Origin of the sequence: Microbacterium faecale (assembly GCF_014640975.1) — a bacterium.
Taxonomy (GTDB): domain Bacteria; phylum Actinomycetota; class Actinomycetes; order Actinomycetales; family Microbacteriaceae; genus Microbacterium; species Microbacterium faecale.
This window is the reverse complement of sequence record NZ_BMHO01000001.1, coordinates 1,149,235-1,168,496: the sequence shown is the minus strand read 5'-3', so window position 1 is coordinate 1,168,496 and position 19,262 is coordinate 1,149,235. Positions and strand designations below refer to the sequence as shown.

22 protein-coding genes and 1 tRNA gene are annotated in these 19,262 nt (G+C 67.8%); 3 read left to right on the top strand and 20 right to left on the bottom strand.

The genetic code is table 11. The features are described from left to right. Positions 1–15 precede the first annotated feature (15 nt). The 4 genes from IEW87_RS05385 to IEW87_RS05370 all read right to left on the bottom strand — a co-directional run bounded on the left by IEW87_RS05385 (position 16) and on the right by IEW87_RS05370 (position 3,007). Positions 16–564, bottom strand: coding sequence for a SipW-dependent-type signal peptide-containing protein (locus IEW87_RS05385; protein ID WP_188711247.1), 549 nt, complete (start codon positions 562–564; stop codon positions 16–18). A 201-nt stretch (positions 565–765) separates the two neighbouring features. After that, a complete protein-coding gene (rplA, locus tag IEW87_RS05380) occupies positions 766–1,464 on the bottom strand; it encodes a 50S ribosomal protein L1 (protein ID WP_188712669.1) in 699 nt (232 codons plus the stop codon). Positions 1,465–1,475: 11 nt separating this feature from the next. Continuing rightward, positions 1,476–1,907 carry a 50S ribosomal protein L11 gene (gene rplK / locus IEW87_RS05375; protein WP_188711246.1) on the bottom strand — a complete coding sequence of 144 codons (432 nt, stop codon included), beginning with the start codon at positions 1,905–1,907 and terminating at the stop codon, positions 1,476–1,478. A gap of 128 nt (positions 1,908–2,035) precedes the next feature. Further along, entirely contained in the window at positions 2,036–3,007 is a 972-nt protein-coding gene (locus IEW87_RS05370) for a helix-turn-helix transcriptional regulator (protein ID WP_268234606.1), read from the bottom strand. 102 nt (positions 3,008–3,109) lie between these two features. Here IEW87_RS05370 and IEW87_RS05365 point away from each other — a divergent pair, with 102 nt between their 5' ends. Further along, positions 3,110–3,508: a VOC family protein gene (locus IEW87_RS05365; RefSeq protein ID WP_188711244.1), complete on the top strand. Its 399-nt coding sequence runs from the start codon at positions 3,110–3,112 to the stop codon at positions 3,506–3,508. A gap of 70 nt (positions 3,509–3,578) precedes the next feature. Here the strand turns inward: IEW87_RS05365 and nusG are convergent, their stop codons facing one another. The 3 genes from nusG to IEW87_RS05350 form a co-directional block, all read right to left on the bottom strand. After that, positions 3,579–4,589: a transcription termination/antitermination protein NusG gene (gene nusG, locus IEW87_RS05360; protein WP_188711243.1), complete on the bottom strand. Its 1,011-nt coding sequence runs from the start codon at positions 4,587–4,589 to the stop codon at positions 3,579–3,581. A 19-nt stretch (positions 4,590–4,608) separates the two neighbouring features. After that, positions 4,609–4,872 carry a preprotein translocase subunit SecE gene (gene secE, locus IEW87_RS05355; protein ID WP_188711242.1) on the bottom strand — a complete coding sequence of 88 codons (264 nt, stop codon included), beginning with the start codon at positions 4,870–4,872 and terminating at the stop codon, positions 4,609–4,611. A 37-nt stretch (positions 4,873–4,909) separates the two neighbouring features. Next, positions 4,910–4,982, bottom strand: a tRNA-Trp gene (locus IEW87_RS05350). 172 nt (positions 4,983–5,154) lie between these two features. Here IEW87_RS05350 and IEW87_RS05345 point away from each other — a divergent pair. Continuing rightward, the gene (locus IEW87_RS05345; RefSeq protein WP_188711241.1) at positions 5,155–6,354 is read left to right on the top strand and encodes a pyridoxal phosphate-dependent aminotransferase; all 1,200 of its coding nucleotides are present in this window, start codon (positions 5,155–5,157) and stop codon (positions 6,352–6,354) included. Between the two features lie 295 nt (positions 6,355–6,649). Further along, positions 6,650–7,534, top strand: coding sequence for an endonuclease domain-containing protein (locus IEW87_RS05340; RefSeq protein WP_188711240.1), 885 nt, complete (start codon positions 6,650–6,652; stop codon positions 7,532–7,534). A 241-nt stretch (positions 7,535–7,775) separates the two neighbouring features. On the opposite strand, the gene IEW87_RS05335 is transcribed toward IEW87_RS05340, so the two are convergent. The 13 genes from IEW87_RS05335 to IEW87_RS05275 form a co-directional block, all read right to left on the bottom strand. Continuing rightward, on the bottom strand, positions 7,776–8,942 hold the full coding sequence (locus tag IEW87_RS05335) for a UDP-N-acetylmuramate dehydrogenase (RefSeq protein WP_188711239.1): 1,167 nt from the start codon (positions 8,940–8,942) through the stop codon (positions 7,776–7,778). A 64-nt stretch (positions 8,943–9,006) separates the two neighbouring features. Continuing rightward, positions 9,007–9,420: a MaoC/PaaZ C-terminal domain-containing protein gene (locus IEW87_RS05330; RefSeq protein ID WP_188711238.1), complete on the bottom strand. Its 414-nt coding sequence runs from the start codon at positions 9,418–9,420 to the stop codon at positions 9,007–9,009. Next, on the bottom strand, positions 9,420–9,869 hold the full coding sequence (locus IEW87_RS05325) for an FAS1-like dehydratase domain-containing protein (protein WP_188711237.1): 450 nt from the start codon (positions 9,867–9,869) through the stop codon (positions 9,420–9,422). Before IEW87_RS05325 ends, IEW87_RS05330 begins: the two co-directional genes overlap by 1 nt. Before the next feature lie 171 nt (positions 9,870–10,040). After that, positions 10,041–10,829: a sulfite exporter TauE/SafE family protein gene (locus IEW87_RS05320; RefSeq protein WP_188711236.1), complete on the bottom strand. Its 789-nt coding sequence runs from the start codon at positions 10,827–10,829 to the stop codon at positions 10,041–10,043. Between the two features lie 159 nt (positions 10,830–10,988). Beyond that, positions 10,989–11,804 carry a DUF4097 family beta strand repeat-containing protein gene (locus IEW87_RS05315; RefSeq protein WP_188711235.1) on the bottom strand — a complete coding sequence of 272 codons (816 nt, stop codon included), beginning with the start codon at positions 11,802–11,804 and terminating at the stop codon, positions 10,989–10,991. Beyond that, positions 11,801–12,499, bottom strand: a complete 699-nt coding sequence (locus IEW87_RS05310; protein WP_188711234.1) for a response regulator transcription factor — start codon at positions 12,497–12,499, stop codon at positions 11,801–11,803. The genes IEW87_RS05315 and IEW87_RS05310 overlap by 4 nt, the downstream gene beginning before the upstream one ends. Further along, entirely contained in the window at positions 12,487–13,758 is a 1,272-nt protein-coding gene (locus IEW87_RS05305; protein ID WP_188711233.1) for a sensor histidine kinase, read from the bottom strand. Before IEW87_RS05305 ends, IEW87_RS05310 begins: the two co-directional genes overlap by 13 nt. A gap of 129 nt (positions 13,759–13,887) precedes the next feature. Next, positions 13,888–14,898: an alcohol dehydrogenase catalytic domain-containing protein gene (locus tag IEW87_RS05300; protein ID WP_188711232.1), complete on the bottom strand. Its 1,011-nt coding sequence runs from the start codon at positions 14,896–14,898 to the stop codon at positions 13,888–13,890. Between the two features lie 35 nt (positions 14,899–14,933). Further along, a complete protein-coding gene (locus IEW87_RS05295) occupies positions 14,934–15,584 on the bottom strand; it encodes a GntR family transcriptional regulator (RefSeq protein ID WP_188711231.1) in 651 nt (216 codons plus the stop codon). 19 nt (positions 15,585–15,603) lie between these two features. Next, on the bottom strand, positions 15,604–16,503 hold the full coding sequence (locus tag IEW87_RS05290; protein ID WP_188711230.1) for a 2-deoxy-5-keto-D-gluconate 6-phosphate aldolase domain-containing protein: 900 nt from the start codon (positions 16,501–16,503) through the stop codon (positions 15,604–15,606). Next, entirely contained in the window at positions 16,500–17,504 is a 1,005-nt protein-coding gene (locus IEW87_RS05285; RefSeq protein WP_188711229.1) for an alcohol dehydrogenase catalytic domain-containing protein, read from the bottom strand. The genes IEW87_RS05290 and IEW87_RS05285 overlap by 4 nt, the downstream gene beginning before the upstream one ends. Continuing rightward, positions 17,501–18,337: a carbohydrate ABC transporter permease gene (locus IEW87_RS05280; RefSeq protein ID WP_188711228.1), complete on the bottom strand. Its 837-nt coding sequence runs from the start codon at positions 18,335–18,337 to the stop codon at positions 17,501–17,503. The genes IEW87_RS05285 and IEW87_RS05280 overlap by 4 nt, the downstream gene beginning before the upstream one ends. Further along, complete coding sequence (locus tag IEW87_RS05275; protein WP_188711227.1) at positions 18,327–19,262, bottom strand: carbohydrate ABC transporter permease; 936 nt, start codon at positions 19,260–19,262, stop codon at positions 18,327–18,329. The genes IEW87_RS05280 and IEW87_RS05275 overlap by 11 nt, the downstream gene beginning before the upstream one ends.

Sequence of the window (19,262 nt, the reverse complement as noted above, 5' to 3'; positions counted from 1 at the left end):
AGCGAGGAGACGTCGTTACTCGACCGACTCCGCGTTCCACTGCCACATCACGGTGCCGGTCTCGCCCTGAGTGAGCGAGTCGGTCGCCGTGACCTGCAGGCAGAGGTTGACCGGCGTGTCCGGAGCGATCGTCGTCGGAACTGTGGCACCACCCGTGAACGAGGCTTCGTCGCACCCGAAGGTATCCGTCGCGACCGCAGCGAAGGTGAGGTCTCCATCGGCGACGAGCGTGCCCGTCGCGTCGACCGGAGCGACCGCTTCGAGCGTCGCGTTGTACGAGGATCCTTCGGTGCTCAGAGCGTACCCCGCGTAGACGACGTCGCCCGGAGCAAGGTTGTCGGCGCCCACTTCGAATGCGAGCTCGGCAGCGCCATCGCTCGACGGGTGCTCCTCGTACGTCGTTCCGTCGGTGGATCCCTGGAACACGAACTCGCCGGCTGCGAAGTCGCCACCTGCGAACTCCGGGTCGTTCCATGCGGCGAGCGTTACTGCTGCACCGACGCCGAGCACGAGCCCGCCCGCCAGAACCGCCAGAACCTTGCGCCTGTCTGCTGCCTTCGCCATGAGATGCTCCTTCGGCACTCGAGAAGCGCACGGCGGAACCGCCAACCCCTCCGGTCGCGTTGCCGGCGCTTCAATATATCCTCTCCCGCCGGGAGCTATTCCTCAATGCCGCGACGCTGAGAGGTACCCCCGGTATAGCCGTGAGAACGACGAAACGGCCCCCGCGCCGATTCGGAGCGGGGGCCGTTGTCGCGGGCGTTGTTACGCGACAGCGATCGAGTTCACGTCCAGCGGGATGCCGGGACCGAACGTCGTCGACACCGCACCCTTCTGGATGTAGCGACCCTTCGCGCTCGACGGCTTGAGGCGCACGACCTCGTCGAGGGCGGCCTGGATGTTCTCGTTCAGCTGCTCAGCGCCGAACGAGGCCTTGCCGACCACGAAGTGGAGGTTGGAGTGCTTGTCGACGCGGAAGTCGATCTTGCCGCCCTTGATGTCTTCGACAGCTTTCGCCGGGTTCGGCGTGACCGTGCCCGTCTTCGGGTTCGGCATCAGGCCACGGGGACCCAGCACCTTACCGAGACGACCGACCTGGCCCATGAGCTCCGGCACGGCGACGGCCGCATCGAAGTCGGTCCAGCCATCAGCGACGCGCTGGATGAGCTCGGCGCCGCCGACCTCATCAGCGCCCGCGGCGATGGCGGCCTCAGCCGCGTCGCCGTTCGCGAAGACGATGACCTTGGCGGTCTTACCCGTGCCGTGCGGCAGCATGACCGTGCCACGCACCATCTGGTCGGCCTTGCGCGGGTCAACCGCGAGCTTCAACGCAACCTCGATGGTCGAGTCGAACTTCTTCGATCCGGTCTCCTTCGCCAGCGCAACCGCGTCGGCGGGCGAGTAGAACCGGCCCTCTTCGATCTTCGCGGCTGCGGCGGCGTAAACCTTGGACTTTGCCATTATCGTTCTCCCCCTCAGCCTTCGACCGTGATGCCCATGGAACGAGCGGTGCCGGCGACGATCTTCGCCGCGGCTTCCATGTCGTTCGCGTTGAGGTCGGGCTGCTTGACAGCCGCGATCTCGTCGACCTGAGCCTTGGTGATCTTGCCGACCTTCGTCGTGTGCGGCGTGCCGGATCCGCTCTTCACGCCAGCCGCCTTCTTGATGAGCTCGGCTGCCGGGGGCGTCTTGAGGATGAACGAGAAGCTGCGGTCCTCGTAGACGGTGATCTCCACGGGGACGACGTTGCCGCGCTGCTGCTCAGTCGCGGCGTTGTACGCCTTGCAGAACTCCATGATGTTGACGCCGTGCTGGCCCAGTGCGGGGCCAACGGGCGGCGCCGGGTTCGCCTGGCCGGCGGCGATCTGGAGCTTGATCAGCCCCGAGACCTTCTTCTTCGGTGCCATTGCTATTCCTTTCATCGAGCACACACCGAGTGCGTGCGCTCTCCCACATCCGATCCGGGTGTGGTGGCTGCCTGCGCGCCATGACGCGCAAACTATGGAAGTCTACCGGATCCGGCGGGTCGCGGTTCTCAGGATTCGGCGGGCGCGTACGTGTCGACGATCCGCTGCCCCAGCGCGCGCAGCGCGTCGCGCACCTCGGGCGGCTCGATGACCTCCGCAACCGTCGCCCAGGCCGCGATCTGCTCCGCGAGGGCATCCGCGCGGTGAGCGCTCACCTCGACCGTCGACCGCGGGTCGGATCCGCTCTCGGGCCCGGGAGCCTGCAGCCGCGCCTGTGCGCCGAAGCGGTCGAGCAGCGCCTTCACGGCCCACGGTTCGACGCGCAGCCTCGCGCGTACGGATCCGCGCAGGCTCTCGACCCGCGCGACCATGCGGTCCCATTCCGCCGTCGGCTCGAAGTCGGCGGGCGCGACCCCGCGCTCGGCGAGCGTCTCGAGCCCGCGGATCCGGTCGACGCGGTAGGTGCGCAGGCGGTCGCGGTCGGCGACGCCCTCGTCCGTCGCCGCGGGCGCCGCGAGCAGGTACCAGCGCGCCCCGCGGCTGCCGACGATGAGCGGCACGAGCTCGACATCGACGTCGCCTCGCGAACCCGCGTACGCGATCCGGATCCGTCGTTCGCGCGCGATCGCGCGCTGCAGTTCGGCGACCGCGGGCGGATCCGTGTCGTCGCCCGTGGCGCCCCACGGCGCGTCGCGCACGGTGGCCGCAGCAACGCGCTCGGCGCCCGCGCGGAACGGCTCCGGCATCGCGCGAACGAGCTTGCGGACCGCGGCGGCGCGTTCAGGATCCGTCGCGCGACTCTGCGTGAGTCCGATCAGCAGCGACGTGACCTCGACCTCGGTCAGGCCGGTGAGATCCGTGCGGGCACCGCCGATGAGGCGCCAGCCGCCGCCGCGTCCGCGCGTGGGATAGATCGGGACGCCCGACATCGCGAGCGCCTCGAGGTCGCGACGCGCCGTCGGGACGGAGACCTCGAGCTCGGTCGCAAGCTCCGCAGCCGTAATCATCGGGCGCCCCTGGAGGAACAGGAGCGCCTGGATCAGACGATCAGCACGAATTTCTCGACCTCTTTTCTGAAGTGATCAGAAGGTGATCACTTTGAGGTCGAGCATAGAACACATACCGACAACGAAGGAGACACCATGTTCCGTGGTCTTGCCAACCTGAACCTCGTCGCCGAGGACATGCCCGCCGCGATCGAGTGGTACACGACCGTGTTCGAGGAGCCACCGTACTTCGTCCGCCCCGAGACCGGGCCGGCGCAGTACGCTGAGTGGCGCTTCGGGGATGACGACGACGAGTTCGCTCTGATGGACGCGCGGTTTCGTGCCGTACTCCCCCGGCCAGGCGGGGCGCTCGTCAGCATGCACGTCGACGACATCCGTTCTTCCGTCGACCGGCTGCTCTCGCTCGGTGCGCGAGCGGAGGATCCCATCACCCAGCGCGGCGAGGGATGGTGGTCGGCGTCGGTCAGCGACCCGTTCGGGAACCTGGTCGGCCTGATCCGGAGCCCCCACTGGGCGGGGCAGCACGCCGCGTGACGCCGGAGAACGGACGACGCCCCGCCTCTCGAAGAGGCGGGGCGTCGTCTCGCGAAGCCGACGGGCTCGATCAGGTCATCTTGGTGACCTGGTCGAACGACAGCTCGACCGGAGTCTCGCGCTCGAAGAGCGACACGAGAACCGTGAGCTTGCCGCTGGCGGCGTTGATCTCGCTGATGGTTCCGGGCAGGCCGGCGAACGAGCCGTCCTTGATGGTGATCGTCTCGCTGACCTCGAAGTCGATCTCGGCCGGGATCGAACGCTGGGCGTTCGTCTCCTTCGCCTTCGGGTCGCCCGCGGCGGCCTTCTCGGCCTCCTTGAGCTCGGCGAGCGGCTTGAGCATGTTGAACGCCTCGTCGAAGCGCAGCGGCGCGGGGTTGTGCGCGTTGCCGACGAAGCCCGTCACGCCCGGCGTGTGTCGCACGACCGACCAGGTGTCCTCGTTGAGCTCCATACGCACGAGCACGTAGCCCGGCACACGCACGCGCGTGACCATCTTGCGCTGGCCGTTCTTGATCTCGACGACATCTTCCATCGGCACTTCGACCTGGTAGATGTCTTCCTCGACCTCGAGCGTCGACTTACGCTGCTCGATGTTGGCCTTCACCTTGCGCTCGAACCCGGCGTAGGAGTGGATGACGTACCACTTGCCCTCGAGCGTGCGCAGCTCGGCCTTGAACTCGGCGTAGGGGTCGACCTCTTCTTCGGCCTCAGCCTCTTCTTCGGAGCCTGCGGCATCCTCGGGCGCCTCGGCGTCGGCGGCCGTCGTGTCCTCGGCGGCCGTCGTCTCGCCGTGCTCGGCGGAGTCGTCGCTCAGCACCTCAGCAGCTGCCTCGGCCTCCGAGGTCTCATCAATTTCGAGTGCGTCGTTCACGATCGCGTCTGCCTCCGGATCTGCGATGGAGATGCCCTCGTCGGCGGTGTCGTTACCCTCGCCGTCGATGTGCATCGCCCTGTGTTCGGCGGCGTCGCTCGCCTTCTCGTTGCCAGCGAGCACGTTGCCTGTCTGGGCTTCGTCTTCCTCGCTCGACTGCTCGGCCGCGGGGGCCCAATCGGCGTCGTCGAGATGCTTCTCGGACACTGGTTCAGCCTCTTTCGATCTAGTTCGGCACGCCGAAGACGACGTCCACCACCAGCTGGAAGACCGTGTCCAGACCGAAGATGACCGCCATCATGACGACGACGAATCCGAGCACGACGCTCGTAAATTTGAGGAGCTCCTTGCGGGTCGGTGTGACGACCTTGCGGAGTTCCGCGATGACCTCACGGAAGAAGATCACGATGCGCGCGAAGAAATTCGGCCTCTTCGCGGCGTTCGGCCCTCCTGCGGCGGCGGGCACCCCGCCAGCTGCATCCTGAGACATTCATCACCTTTCGTGGATCAGCGAATCTGCTGATTCGCAGGGCGGACAGGAATCGAACCTGCAACCTGCGGTTTTGGAGACCGCTGCTCTGCCAATTGAGCTACCGCCCTAGAGTCTCCTCAGCATCGTTCTCCGCATTGCGGCACGGCGAATGATGCAGCGAAGAACTGCACGCTCGATCATACGGCATGCGGAGAGGGGGTGCGAACCGACGCCAGTCCGCGCGCGGCGTGTTCCATCGCCACGCCCCACAGTCATCGCTGTGGTCGATACGCTGGTCGCGTGACTGAACGAGCTGCGCTGTCGAACAAGATCTCCGCCATCGCCGAGTCGGCCACCCTGAAGGTGGACGCGAAGGCGAAGGCCCTCAAAGCCGACGGACGCCCCGTCATTTCCTACGCCGCAGGCGAACCGGACTTCTCGACGCCATCGTCCGTCGTAACCGCGGCGCACGAGGCCCTCGAGGATCCGTCGAACTTCCGCTACTCCCCTGCGGCCGGTCTCCCTGCACTGAAGGAGGCGATCGCCCGCAAGACCGCGCGCGACTCGGGCCTCGAGATCACGCCGAACCAGGTGGTCGTCACCAACGGCGGCAAGCAGGCCGTCTATGAGGCGTTCCAGGTGATCCTGAACCCGGGCGACGAAGTGCTGCTGCCCTCGCCGTACTGGACGACGTACCCCGAGGCGATCAAGCTGGCCGACGGATCCACGGTGCCGGTCTTCGCGGGCGCCGACCAGGGCTACAAGGTGACGGTCGCGCAGCTCGAGGCCGCGCGCACGCCGAAGACGAAGGCCGTCGTGTTCGTCTCACCGTCGAACCCGACCGGTGCCGTCTACTCCCGAGACGAGACCGCCGCGATCGCGCGCTGGGCGCTCGAGCACGGCGTGTGGATCCTCACGGACGAGATCTACCAGAACCTCACCTACGACGGCGTGCGCGCCGTGTCGGTCGTCGAGGCGGTGCCGGAGGTCGCTCACCAGACGATCCTCCTCAACGGCGTCGCGAAGACGTACGCGATGACCGGCTGGCGCGTCGGCTGGATGGTTGGCCCAGAGCGCGCGGTCAAGCTCGCCGCAAACCTGCAGTCGCACCTGACGAGCAACGTCAACAACATCGCTCAGCGTGCCGCCGTCGCGGCGCTCGAGGGACCGCAGACCGATGCGGAGCAGTTCCGCCAGGCGTTCGATCGCCGCCGCCGCGTGATGGTCGAGGAGCTGTCGAAGATCGAGGGCGTGTCCGTGCCGACGCCCGAGGGAGCCTTCTACGTCTACCCCGATGTCCGAGGCCTGCTCGGACGCGAGTGGAGGGGACGCCGCGTCGATACGACGCTCGAACTCGCCGACCTGATCCTCGACGAGGCCGAGGTGGCTGTCGTTCCGGGCGAGGCGTTCGGCCCGAGCGGATACCTGCGACTGAGCTACGCGCTCGGCGACGACCAGCTGCGCGAGGGCATCGAACGCCTCCAGGCGCTGTTCGCCTGAGCGTCGCCACACTTTGCAGCCACGCGCGTTCGTGCGCTGCAAACTCTGGCGACCCATCGTGTGCCCCCCGTGATGGGTCGCCACAGTTTGCAACTGAGCCGGGCATAAACCTGCAATGTTTGGCGACCCAGTGCGGCTGACCGGCATGGGTCGCCAGAGTTTGCAGGTGAGCGGGCTCGCGGGGCGCAAAGTGTGGCGACCCAGCGGGGGTGGCGCGCGTCCACAGGGGACGTTCGCGCACGCGGTCGGTGGATAACCGAGACTGAACGTGCCGTGCGTGCGCATGATCGACGCCATGTCGAACAACCTGCTCCCGAAGGATCTCGCCGAGGCGTTCACCGTTCCCGATGCGATCGCACACGGGGTTTCCCGATCGCGTCTCCGCCACCGGGACCTCACCGCCCCCTTCTACGGCACGCGCGCACGTGGCGACATCGACGATCTCCCGTCGCGCCTGCGGCTACTCCTTGACGCGCTGCCGGCCCATGCGTTCATCGCCGGACCGACGGCAGCTCTGGCATGGGCACTCCCGCTGCCGCTCCCCGTCGAACGCATGGCGCGAGAGGTTGTCTGCATCGGCGTTCCCGCCCGGCAAAACCGGATCCGGCGCCCCGGTGTGCGCGGCCGTGCCCTCCAGTTGGATCCTGAGGACGTCACTCTGCGGCACGGCCTTCGCGTCACGACGCCCGAACGTACCTGGGTGGACCTTTCCGAAGAGTTGTCGCTGCCGCGCCTCGTCGCCGTAACGGATCGCCTGCTGCGGGAATACGTCACACGCCACGACCTCGACCGGGCGCACGAACGAGCAGGACGCCGTAAGCCAGGGCGACTCCGCCGCGAACGCGCCCTCGGCCTCGGCGACGCGCGCAGTGAATCGCCGAAGGAGTCCGAACTGCGCGTGATCTTCCACGAGGCGCACCTGCCGCGTCCCGACCTCAACGTCGACATCACCGATCGCGGACGCTTCGTCGCTCGCGTCGACATGCTCTTTCGCGAAGCGCGGCTCGTCGTGGAATACCAGGGTGACTACCACCGGGATCCCGAGCAGTGGCGGCGCGACGAGATGCGGCGCGCGGAACTCGAGTCACTCGGTTATCGCGTCACGTACGTCACCGCCGCAGATCTGTTGGATCCCGAGCAGCTCGTGTCACGGATCCGTCGACTTCTCGCCCTCGCGTGACCCCACCCCGTGATGGGTCGCCATACTTTGCAACATCTGTGCCCGCAGATCTGCAAAGTGTGGCGACCCATATTCGGCGCGCCCAATGGGTCGCCAAGGAATGCAACTTCAGCGTCCACAAACCTGCAAAGTGTGGCGACCCATCTGCGCGGAGCACCAGCGTGCCACGTGACGTGACGCGACCCGAGGTGACGCGAGGGGACGCGAGGAGACGTGACGGGGCGCGCGGGGGCGCCGTACCCTATAGCTCGACGCCGACGAAGACCGGCTCGGGGTTCAGCTCGATGCCGTACTCCGACGCGACGCGTGTCCGGACGTAGCGCGCCAGCGTCGCGACGTCCTCGGCCGACGCCTCGCCGCGGTTCGTCAACGCGAGCGTGTGCTTCGTCGACAGCGTGGCGCGGGATCCGGGCAGCCCGAAGCCCTTTGCGAGCCCCGCGTTCTCGATCAGCCACGCCGCACTCACCTTCACGAGCGACGGCTGGCGCGCGGTCGGTGCGACCTGACCGTCCCACGTGGCGAGGTCGAAGACCCGGTCCAGCTCGGGAACGGGGTCGATCGGCCAGCGCGGGCACTCGGCCGGAAGGCGCCGCGAGATCTGCTCCGTCACGATCGGATTGTTGAAGAAGCTGCCGGCGCTGCGCGTATCTGCGTCGGACGGATCCAGCACCATGCCCTTCGTCGCGCGGATGGCAAGCACCGTGTCGCGGATCCACGCAAGCGACGCGTTCCCGGATCCGTCCTCACCCTCCGAGCGCACACCGTCGAGCCCGAGAGCCTGGCGGATCCGCTCGTCCTCGACGGGGCGCGGATCCGTGCCGACGACCGCGAGATCGAGCACGATTCCGACCACGACCGCCGAGCGCTCGGGAACGGAATCATAGTGACGCTTCAGCGCGGAGGTGCGGGGGCCGAGCCCGAGCTCGCTTGCCGGCACCGTCTCGATCGACGAGGCTCCCTCGTCGATGAGGTCGACGGAGACGAGCGTCTGGATGATCTCCTGCCCGTACGCGCCGACGTTCTGGATCGGCGCGGCGCCCGCGGTTCCGGGGATCCCGCTCATTGCCTCGACACCGGCCAGTCCGGCCCCGACGGTCCACGCGACGAACTCGTCCCAGTTCTGTCCGGCCTCGATCGCGACGCGTTGGTAGCCCTCCGGAGCGCCGTCGATGCGCTCGTAGCCGGTGGTGAGGATCCGGATAACGGTGCCGTCGAACGGTTCGTCGCTGGCCAGCAGATTGGATCCGCCGCCGAGGACGAACCAGTCCTCGCTCCACGCATCGTGCAGCGCAGCGACGAGCTCCTCACGTGTGCGGACGTCGACCATCCGGGCGGGGGCCGCGCCCACGCCGATCGTCGTGAGCTCGGCCAGCGGCACCGGGTCGCGCCGCGCTTCGATCGCGCTCATGCGCCCACCGCCAGGAACGTCAACGCGCCGCGGATCTCCCCTGCGGTAAACCTCACCGAGGCCGTCATGTCGGCATCACCACCGCCTGCGCCTTCCCGAACACCTTCTCCTCCTCGAACGTGACGGCGAGATCGATGCGCACGGATCCGTCGTCCTTCACCTGGCCGACGGTCGCGACGTAGGTCACGTTGGCGCCGCGTTCCGGATCCACGACGACGGGCTTCGTGAAGCGCACGACGTACGACGCGAGGCGGCTCGTCTCGCCCAGCCACTCGGTGAGCACCGAGGCGCCGATGCCCATCGTGAGCATGCCGTGAGCGAGCACCCCCGGAAGCCCGACGCGCTCGGCGACGTCGTCGCGGTAGTGGATCGGGTTGAAGTCACCGGACGCGCCCGCGTAGCGCACGAGGGCGTCGCGGGTCAGGTGCATGGTCTTCGAGGCGACGACGTCGCCCTTCTCCAGCGTCGACAGATCCATCAGGCGTCCTCCGATCCGATCAGCAGCGTCGAACTGGCCGTGACGACGTGCGCGCCGGAGGCGTCCGTGATCTCGGTCTGGCTCGCGACCATCGCGCCGGACCCCATCGCGCGCACGCGGGTGACCCGCAGCTGGCCGGTGAGTTCATCGCCCGCGACGATCGGACGCGAGTAGGTGAACTGCTGGTCCGTGTGCAGCGCGCGCTCGAGCACGACGCCGGTCGACGGATCCGCGAGCAGCTGCTGCAGCGTGCGGTCGGCGATCACCATGGCGAACGTCGGCGGCGCGACGACGTCTTCGTGTCCCGCGGCGCGCGCGGCGTCGACGTCGAGGTGCTCGGGTGCAGTCGCGAACACGGCGCGCGCGAACTCGCGCACCTTCTCACGTCCGACGAGATACGGGGGCGTCGGGGGGAAGTCGCGCTCGGCGAGATCCGGATCCACAGCCATGTCAGTCCTCCTGGGTGCGTTGCGAAACTTGGCGGCATCGCGAGCATGGTCGAGGTGCGTCGGCTCGCAACGCCGAGGAGTGAGGCGATGCTGTCGCATCGTCGATCGACGAGAAAGCCGCGAAACGGCGTTCATCGGCCAGCGCAGTAGGTGCCAAGTTTAGCAACGCACCTAACGGCGTCCGGCGCGGAATGCCCTGATCGCCATCTGGGTGCCGATCACGACGAGGAACGCCGCGAACAGCATGTTCGCGACGAACGGATCCACGGCCGCGGCGACGAGCGCGCCGAGCGGCGTCGTGATGACGGTGGCCGCCGCGACGACGGCCGCCGCCACGAGATCCACGTTGCGGTTGCGGGTGTTGCGCCATGCTCCGGCAATCGTGGTCGGGATCATCATCAACAGGGCGGTGCCCTTCGCGACGAGGTCGCTCGCGCCGAAGAGCAGGATCAGCGCGGGCACGACGATGATGCCACCGCCGACACCGATCATCCCCGACAACACGCCAGTGACGAGGCCGACGCCGACGAGCGCGGCGCCGAGCCAGAGGTTCATGGGCACGCCCGCGTCGCGATCGGGGATCACGAAGAAGAGGGTCACGACGACGACGGCGAGAAACCCGACGAAGAACCAGCGCAGCTTCGTCTCACTGAGACGGTGCAGCAGGTGCGCGCCGAGTGGGGCGCCCACGACGCCGCCGGCCGCGAGCAGCACGGCGGCGAGCCAGTCGACCTGACCGTGCGCGGCGTAGCTGACGACGCCCACCGCCGCGGTGACGATGATGGACGCACCCGATGTGCCGGACGCGAGCTTCTGTGAGAAGGCTGCGGCGGTGACGAGCATCGGAACGATGACGGTGCCGCCGCCGACGCCGAACAGGCCCGACATGAAGCCGGAGACGAGGCCGATCGCGATGAACGTGATGATCACCCTCGAGCCACGGGCGCGCAGGGCGTTCATGAACGGATCACCCGCTTGAGTCTACGCCGCCGCAGGTGCACAACGACGGTAGCTCAGGCGCCGAGCCTCCCTCTGTGAGGGATAACCGGGCGTCCTGCCGTACTTGTGCACGCGAGTGTCGCCCCGGACTACTGCCCGGGGCGACACAGCGCGTATGGGTCAACCGGCGTACAGCGCGACGTCGCCCGCCATGATGCGCACGTCGATGCGCCGGTCAGACGCGGTGCTCTCCTCGAGCGACGAGACGAAGTCGCCGGCGGCGCGGTTCGTCCGCACGTCGTACGGCACGTCGGGCAGCTGCAGCTCGACGGATCCGGCGGACACTCCGATCCGCACGTCGGAGGGAGGCTCGCCGGTCAGATGCGCGTTGATGTCACCGGCCGCGACGTCGAAGCGCGCCGTCTGCACATCGGCGAGTTCGACGACGCTGGCACCCGCCGATACGTCGCCGGCGATCGCGTCCGCGGATCCCTCGAGCTCCACCATGCCGGCGCTCAGTTCATACGTGACGTCGCCGAAGATGCCGGCCGCATCGATCTCGCCGGCCGCAAGATCGAGCTCGAGGTCGACACCCTCCAGCTCGTCGGGAAGCGTCAACCGCGCCGACTGATCGCGGCGCCAGTCAAAGAGGCTGAACCTCGCGTCCGGGCTGGAGACAACCAGGGTGTCGCCCTGACGCTCGAAGATCCAGGCGCCGGAATGGGAGCTGTAGTCGAGAGTGGCCTCGGATCCGCTGCCGAAGGCGACGCTCGCGGACCCGGCGTCGACGTCGAGCTTCACGCGTTCGATCCCGGCTACCGGCAGCGACACCGCACCATCTTCGACCTGGCCGGAGCGCACGGTGTCACTGACGGCGGCGACGGCCGTCGCGCCTCCCCCGAGGATGAGGATGCATCCGCCGAGCACGCTGAACGTGACGGCGAGCGCGCGCGTTCCACTACGGGCCGTGGGGCTCTGTCGGGGCGTTTCGGTCATCGGTTCGATCCGTTCTGCTGTGAGCCGGGGACGATCGGTCCCTGCGGCGACGTGGCGTCTATGTGGGCGAGGACGGCGAGCACGCGGCGGTTGCCGATGTCGTCCTGTTCAAGGCCGAGCTTCGAGAAGATCGACGTGATGTGCTTCTCCACGGCTCCGGCGCTGACGAACAGCAGCCGTGAGATCGCACCGTTGCTCTTGCCCTCGGCGATGAGCGACAGGACGGCCCGTTCGCGGTCCGTGAGGCGCATGAGCTTCTCGTCGCGCGAGCGGCGGGTCAGCAGCTGCGCGACGACCTCCGGATCGAGGACGGTGGCGCCCTCGCGGATCCGGTCGATCGACTCGAGGAACTCGGTGACGTCGGTGACGCGATCCTTCAGGAGATAGCCGATCGCCCCGCCCGGCTGGGCGATGAGGTCCGACGCGTACCGCTCCTCGACATACTGCGAGAGCACGAGGACCGCGAGCTTCGAGTCCTGCTGGCGCAGCGCGAGAGCCGCGTGGATCCCCTCGTCGGTAAAGGTCGGAGGGAGGCGGACGTCGACGATGGCGAGGTCCGGATCCGTGTCTTCGACTTCCTGGAGCGCGCGCGAGGCATCGGGTAGTGCGCCGACGATCTCGTGACCGGCGTCGGAAAGGAGCCGTGAGAGCCCCTCGCGGAGGAGGACGGAGTCTTCGACGATCAGGATGCGCATGGCACGCTCACTTCCAGGGAGGTCGGGCCGCCCGCGGGGCTGTCGAGGCGAGCGGTGCCGCCGAGGGCGGTGATCCGATTGTGGATGCCGTCGAGGCCGCCACCGGCGATGAGTCGCGCCCCGCCCACGCCGTCGTCCTCGACGCGCGCCCAGAGGATCCCCTCTTCTGGACGATTGCGCACGGTCACGCGGCAGGTGGAGGCACGGGAGTGCTTGGCGGCGTTCGTGAGGCTCTCCGCGATGGCGAAGTACACGGCTGCTTCGGCGTCGCGTCCGGCGCGCTCGGTCATCCGCACGTCAAGGTGCACGGGGATGTGCGAGCGGCTCGCGACGGCGCTCAGGGCCGCGTCGAGACCGCGGTCGTCGAGCACCGAGGCGTGGATGCCGCGCGCGAGCTGGCGCAGTTCGGTGATGGCCGCCTTCGTGGACGTGTGGGCCTCGGAGACGAGTTCCTTGGCGTTGTCGGGATCCGTGTCGATCTTCTGGTGCGCGAGCCCGAGGGTCATGCCGACGGACACGAGCCGAGGCTGGACGCCGTCGTGAAGGTCGCGCTCGATGCGGGCACGCTCAACGTCACCGGCGCGGATCGCGTCCTGCCGCTGCACGGTCGCGTCGCGGGCCTGGGCGGCGAGCTGCGCCTCGCGGATCGGGGCGATGAGGACGCGGGCGAGCACGCCGTGGAGAAGGGCGACGGCGATGATCGCGACGAGCGCGACGACCGCACCGATCGCCCCCGTCCACGCCGCCCACTCGGCCCGGACGAAAAAGCCGAACACGTGAGTGTCGACGCCGGGCGCATACAGCGGCGCGAACGCCAGCGCGATGCCCCGAACCGCTGCCGTCGCGAGGGAGAGCACGGCCAGTCCGAGCACTGTGGTGAGGGCGAGGTGGGCGATCGCACGCCACATCGCGCCGTCGATGAACTGCAGCCAGACGGTGTGCAGGAAGCCGACGAACCCGCGCTTCGGTGATCGGCGTGCCGAGAGCATCGGCATACCGAATCCGTAGAGGCCCTCGACGCGGGCGGTCTCGAGGAAAGCTGCGCCGTAGAGGCCGTAGACGAAGGCGAGGAGAAGGAGGGCGCCGGTGCCGAGCAGCGCGAGGCCGGGGATGCCGACACTCACGAGAACCAGAAGAATCGTGAAGACGGCGGTGCCGTAGAGGCCGATGAATGCCAGGTGCGCGATCGCGCCGGCTAGCTTCAGCGGGCTGTGCACGCGTGGAAGTGGCGCTTCGAACGGCGCAGTAGTCGATGTCATGCTTTAACGCTACGGTTCCGCGCTCGCTCGCACAGCGGGGAGGACCTCCAAGGTGCGCGGGGGTTATCCCCCGTCTATGCGCAACCGATGCGGCGGAGCCCCAGGGGCCGAGTGGGGCGCGGCGCGGTACTACGCGGCCTGCGGTGCGAGTGCGCGTTCGAAGAGCTGCGGATTCGGGGTGATGTAGATCTTCTCGCGCCCCTCCCCCTGGGCACGGAATGCCTCCGCGTACTCGTCGAGCGGGAAGACCCGCGTGGGGAGCGCAGCGAGCGGCAACGTGGGTGCCAGCGCAACCGCGCGTTCGTGCGTGTAGGGATTGATGATGGACCCGACGATCGTGAGTTCCCGGTCGTAGATCTCCCGCGGCGTCAGTGCCATGGTGTCGCTCGGGTCGGCCACACCGAAGACGAGGAAAGTACCGCCCTTGCGGATCCGGTCGAGGAGATCGCGGCTGATTGCCGCGCTTCCGACCGCGTCGATCACCGAGTGGAACCCGTGTTCACCGACGAGCGCTCCCACCTCGGGCGAATCCAGGTCGTCCGGATGCACGGCGAGCTCGGCTCCCATCGCCCGGGCAAGCTCCCGCCGTTCTGGCGACGGCTCGGACACGACGATCGGTGTCAGCCCACGCGCTTTCGACAGCGCGACGAGCATCGCGCCCGCGGGCCCGCAACCGGCGATCAGCACGGAGGTGCCGGAGGCCGGATCGAGGCGATCCATCGAGTGGATGCAGCACGCGAGCGGCTCGGTCATCGCACCGGTGAACGGAGAAGTCGCCGGATCAAGCCGGTACAGGATGCGCGCGGGCGCGGTCATCGTGGTCGTCATACCGCCATCGAGCTTGACGCCGTACCCCTTTTTGTCGGCGCAGAGGTGCTCGTCGCCGGAGCGGCAGTAGCTGCAGGACGTGCAGTACCAATGCGGTTCGACGGTCACGAGATCTCCTGGCCGCAGACCGGAGACATCGTCCGCGACGTCACGGACGATGCCGCAGACCTCGTGGCCCATGATGACGCCGTCGGCGGAGGGGAACGTGCCGGCGATGATGTGGGCATCGGTTCCGCAGAGCCCCACGACGAGGACGTCGAGCGATGCTTCGCCCGCGGCGAGGGCGGGCACCGGCTCGTCAACGAGCGTCAATCCATCAGCTCGGTGGTGCCGAAGCGCTGTGCGATTCATGTTCCTGTCCCATCGGGGTCTCGGAGGATTCCCGTGAGCCGGGAGATGTGCGCGCGAGCGGCACGCTCGGACGCGTCCGGATCGTGCCGCGCCAACGCCTCGAAGATCGCTCGATGATCTGATGCGGCTCCGCGCACCCCCACCGTGACGTTCGTCGACCGCATGGCCACGATCACCTGCCCCTGAATCTCCTCGAGCATGCGCAGGAGAACGGGACTCGCGGCGGCGTCGCGGATCAGCCGGTGGAACCGGGCGTCGAGTTCGATGTGCCGCGAGAAGTCATCCGGGTCGACGGCTTCGTGTTCGCGCAGCACCGCATCGAGCTGGTCGAGTGCGCTCGTGGTGATCGCGGCAGCCGCAAGCCGCGCGGCCATCCCTTCGAGCGCTTCGCGCGCGTGGTAGAGGCTGACGAGCGCGGCGCGCGGCGGCGTGTGGACGACGGCGCCCCGGTTGAACTCTTCCACTGCGAGGCCCTCACGCACCAGCTGCAGCACGGCGTCGCGGACGGGGCTGCGGCTGACCCCAAGCTCCTTCGCGATGGCCGGGATCGCGAGACGCGATCCCGGCTCGAGCTCGCCTGTGAGGATCTTCGCGCGCAGGAGTTCGTGGACGCTCGTCCCCACCCGCACCGGGGCTTCCCATTCCACTCTGTCAACCTGCCTTCGCTTACTGCGCGCGGGTGAAGGCCGAGACGAACTCCGCGTACGTATCCGCGATCGCGTCGAGCGAGCGCGCCCGAACGTCGTCGTCCGTCGGCGCAGCCGCGAGCTGCTGCACTGCGTCCCACCAGATACTACGACCGATGGCGAAGCCGATGAAGCCCGCCTGCGCGGCCGTCTCGAGCCAGCCGTTGACCTTCTGAGGTGTGCCACCCGCGCCGAGGAGGATGCATTCTCCGCCGTGCTGCCGCGCGAGTTCCACCGTTTGGCGTGACGAATCGAGGTCGCCCTGGTGCTCGAGCTTCCAGATGTCGACGGGAACGTCCTCGAGGATCTCGCGCATCGCTTCGCGAGTCAGCGCGGGCCGCATCTCCCAGGCGAAACGCTCCTCGGATCCGTCGGCCTCGGCCAATTGCTCAGCCGTCGGCGGAACGAGCAGCTCGAAGAGAAACGGCGTCCCGGATTGCCGCGAGGCCGCCGATGCCTCGGCGAGACGCTGGCGCTGAAGGGCGCGTTCCTCGGCCGGATCGGCCGGGTTGTAGCGCACGAGCACCTTCGCATATCCGGGTCCGAAGGACTCCAGGTACGCGCGCGTGTCCTCGGGCTCCGTCTCGTACACGCGCAGCCCCGCGCGCTCGATCGGCAGGGCCAACGGGATCCCGTGGGCGACGAGACGTTCGGGCACGCCCGGACCGAGCTCGGGATCCACGAGCATCGCGGCGCCGGTGATGCCGTTCGGCTCGAGATACTCACGGATCGCCTTGCGCAGGCCGTCGAAGATCAGGTGCTTCGCCTCCGCGGTGAACGCACGCTCTTTCGCCGTCGCGACACCGGTGTGACCGAAGAGGGCATTCGTCAGCCACGGCCGCTGGTCAGCGGCCAGGATCAGCAGGTTATCGCGGGTCATCGGGTCTCCTCGTGCGTGATGTAGGGCTTGACGTACTCGCCGTCGACGAACCGTGTGAAGGTGTCTTCGAGGTCGCTCAACCTCGTCGGCGTCATGATCGTGTCGCGCAGTCGGGCGCCCTGCGACCGCAGCAGCTCCCAGTTGTCATCGACCTCCGTCGGCGGGAAGTAGAACGAGCGCACCGTGAAGCAGTCGGTTCGCCGCCACCGGGGCGTCGCCGGCATGAGGTACGGCTCGTTCGACTCCCCGAGTGCGAGGATCGCTCCGCCCGGTTCCACCAGGTCCTGCGCGGAGGCTCTGGCGGATGCCGCGCCGCTCACTTCAGCGACGACCTGGTGTCGGTTCGTGCCCTCGAGGTCCGGTGCTGCGTCCGCGCCGAGGGCCTCCGCCAGCGCGAGGCGGGAACCGTTGGGATCCCACGCCTGCACCTTCGGAATGCCCATCGCCAGAGCCACTGCGACGACGCCGAGGCCGAGCGGACCACAGCCGATCACGAGGAGATCCTCGATCCCGCTGGGCTGCGTGCGCGCACCGAGGCGCAGCGCGTGCGCCGCCGTCCCGAACGTGTCGAGAGCGAGCACGGCGACGTCCGACGGGATGTCATCGGGCACGGGAATGAGGCACTGCGGCGGAACGTCCATGTACTCCGCGAAGCCGCCGTCGAACTGCCACCCCATGAGGCCACGGAGCTCGTAACAGCGGTTGTTCTGCTGCCGGCGGCAGGCGGCGCATTGACCGCAGCTCACGGGGATGAAGACGACGACGCGCGTACCGGCCGCCGGGGCGCCTGCAGCGGACTCGATGACGGTGCCGACCACCTCGTGGCCGGGAACCACATCGGCACCACTCGCGAGCAGTCGCTTGTCGGAACCGCAGAGCGCGCAGACGTCCACACGGATCCGCGCAAGGCCAGTCGCTGGGGCATCGAGAGCTGCCGTCGTGAACGAGACGACGCCGTCGCCCTCGAAGCGTGCGCTGGTGTTCGTGATCGCCTCGCTCATTTGACGGCACCTCCTGTCAGCCCGCGCACGAGCCACCGCTGGGCCACGATCGTGAGCACGATCGCGGGGACCGAGATCAGCGTGCTCGCGGCCATGAGGCCGCCGTAGTCACTGGATCCCTGGCCGATGAAGTTGAAGGCGATCACCGGCAATGGCATGGTGTTCGAACTCGCCAGCGCGAGCGCGAAGAGGAAGTAGTTCCACGAGAAGATGAAGCTCAGAGTGATCGCCACCGAGATGCCCGGCGTCACGAGTGGGAGCACGACCTGCATGAAGCGCTGCCTCGGAGTGCAGCCATCGATCAGCGCCGCCTCTTCCAGGCTGCGGGGGATCTCCTCGTAGAAGGGCACGAGCAGCCAGATGCACAGGGGCAGGGTGATGATGAGGTGCGCGCAGATGAGGAGTGCGAAGTTCAACACGTCGTTCGAGGCCGCCCCGATCTTCATCGACAGGATGAAGAAGGGCACCACGAACAGCACGCCCGGCGCCATGCGCGCGAGAAGCGTCATGAAGCCGATCGCGGGGATCCGTCGGCGCACGATCACGTACGCGGCGGGGACCCCGAAGATCAGCGCGAGGATCGTCGACCCACCCGCGATGATGAAGCTGTTGCGGATGTAGTAGATGAAGTCGAACCGCTCGAACAGCGTTCGGAAGTTCTCGAGCGTCAACGGGGACGTGATGTTGAAGATGCTTCCGGTGATGTCGATGTTGTTGCGGAACGCTGACCAGAGCATAAACAGCACGGGCACGAAGAAGATGAGTGCGGCGACGACGTACCCCGCGTACGTGAGCGCGTACGAACGCCGACGCGCCGTGGTGCTACGCGACATTTGAGGTCCTCTTTCGCACGTAGGTGAAGATGGCGGCGATCAGGATGACGAGCACGAACAGGCTCAGCTGAAGAGCGGCGGCGTAGCTCGGTTCCTGATCGATGAAGGCGGCGCGATAGCCGTACACGTTGAGGGTGTTCGTGGCATTGACCGGTCCGCCCTGAGTCATGATGTAGATCGTGTCGAAGAAGCGGATCAGGTCGACCGTGCGCAGGAGCATGGCGACGAGAATGACCGAGCGCAGAAGCGGCAGCCCGACGAACAGGGCCTTCTTGATCGGGCCGGCACCGTCGATCGATGCCGCCTCGAAAGGCTCGCTCGGGAGCGACCGAATGCCCGCAGAGATGATCAGCGCCATGAACGGCGTCCACTGCCAGATGTCGACGATCGCGATCGACCAGGGCGCCATTGTCCGACTGCCGAGCCAGACGACGGGGTCGAGGCCGAGCGCGGTCAGGATCTGATTCGCGGCGCCGAGGGTCGGGTCGAAGATCAGCATCCAGACAAGCGCGACCGCCACCGACGCGGTAATCGCCGGGATGAGCATGACGCCCTGGAAGATGGCGCGACCGGGCACGTCACGACTGAGCAGGTAGCCAAGTCCGAGGCCCAGGATGGTCTGGACGACGAGGCAGACCGTGAACAGCATCAGCGTCACCCCGAGCGAGTTCCAGAACTCACTGCTCTGGAACATCTCGATGTAGTGCTCGAAGCCGACGAAGCCGGTGTTGTTGCCCGCGATGTCCTGGTCGGTGACCGAGAGCCACACGGTGTACAGCACGGGGATCAGCACCAGCGCCACAGTGACAACCAGCGCGGGGATGATGAACGGGAGCGTCCCCCGCGCCACGGGGTCGAACTGAGTCCGACCCCGTGACGCCTGGCGGCGACCCGGTGATGTGATGAGGGTCCGCGTCGTAGACAT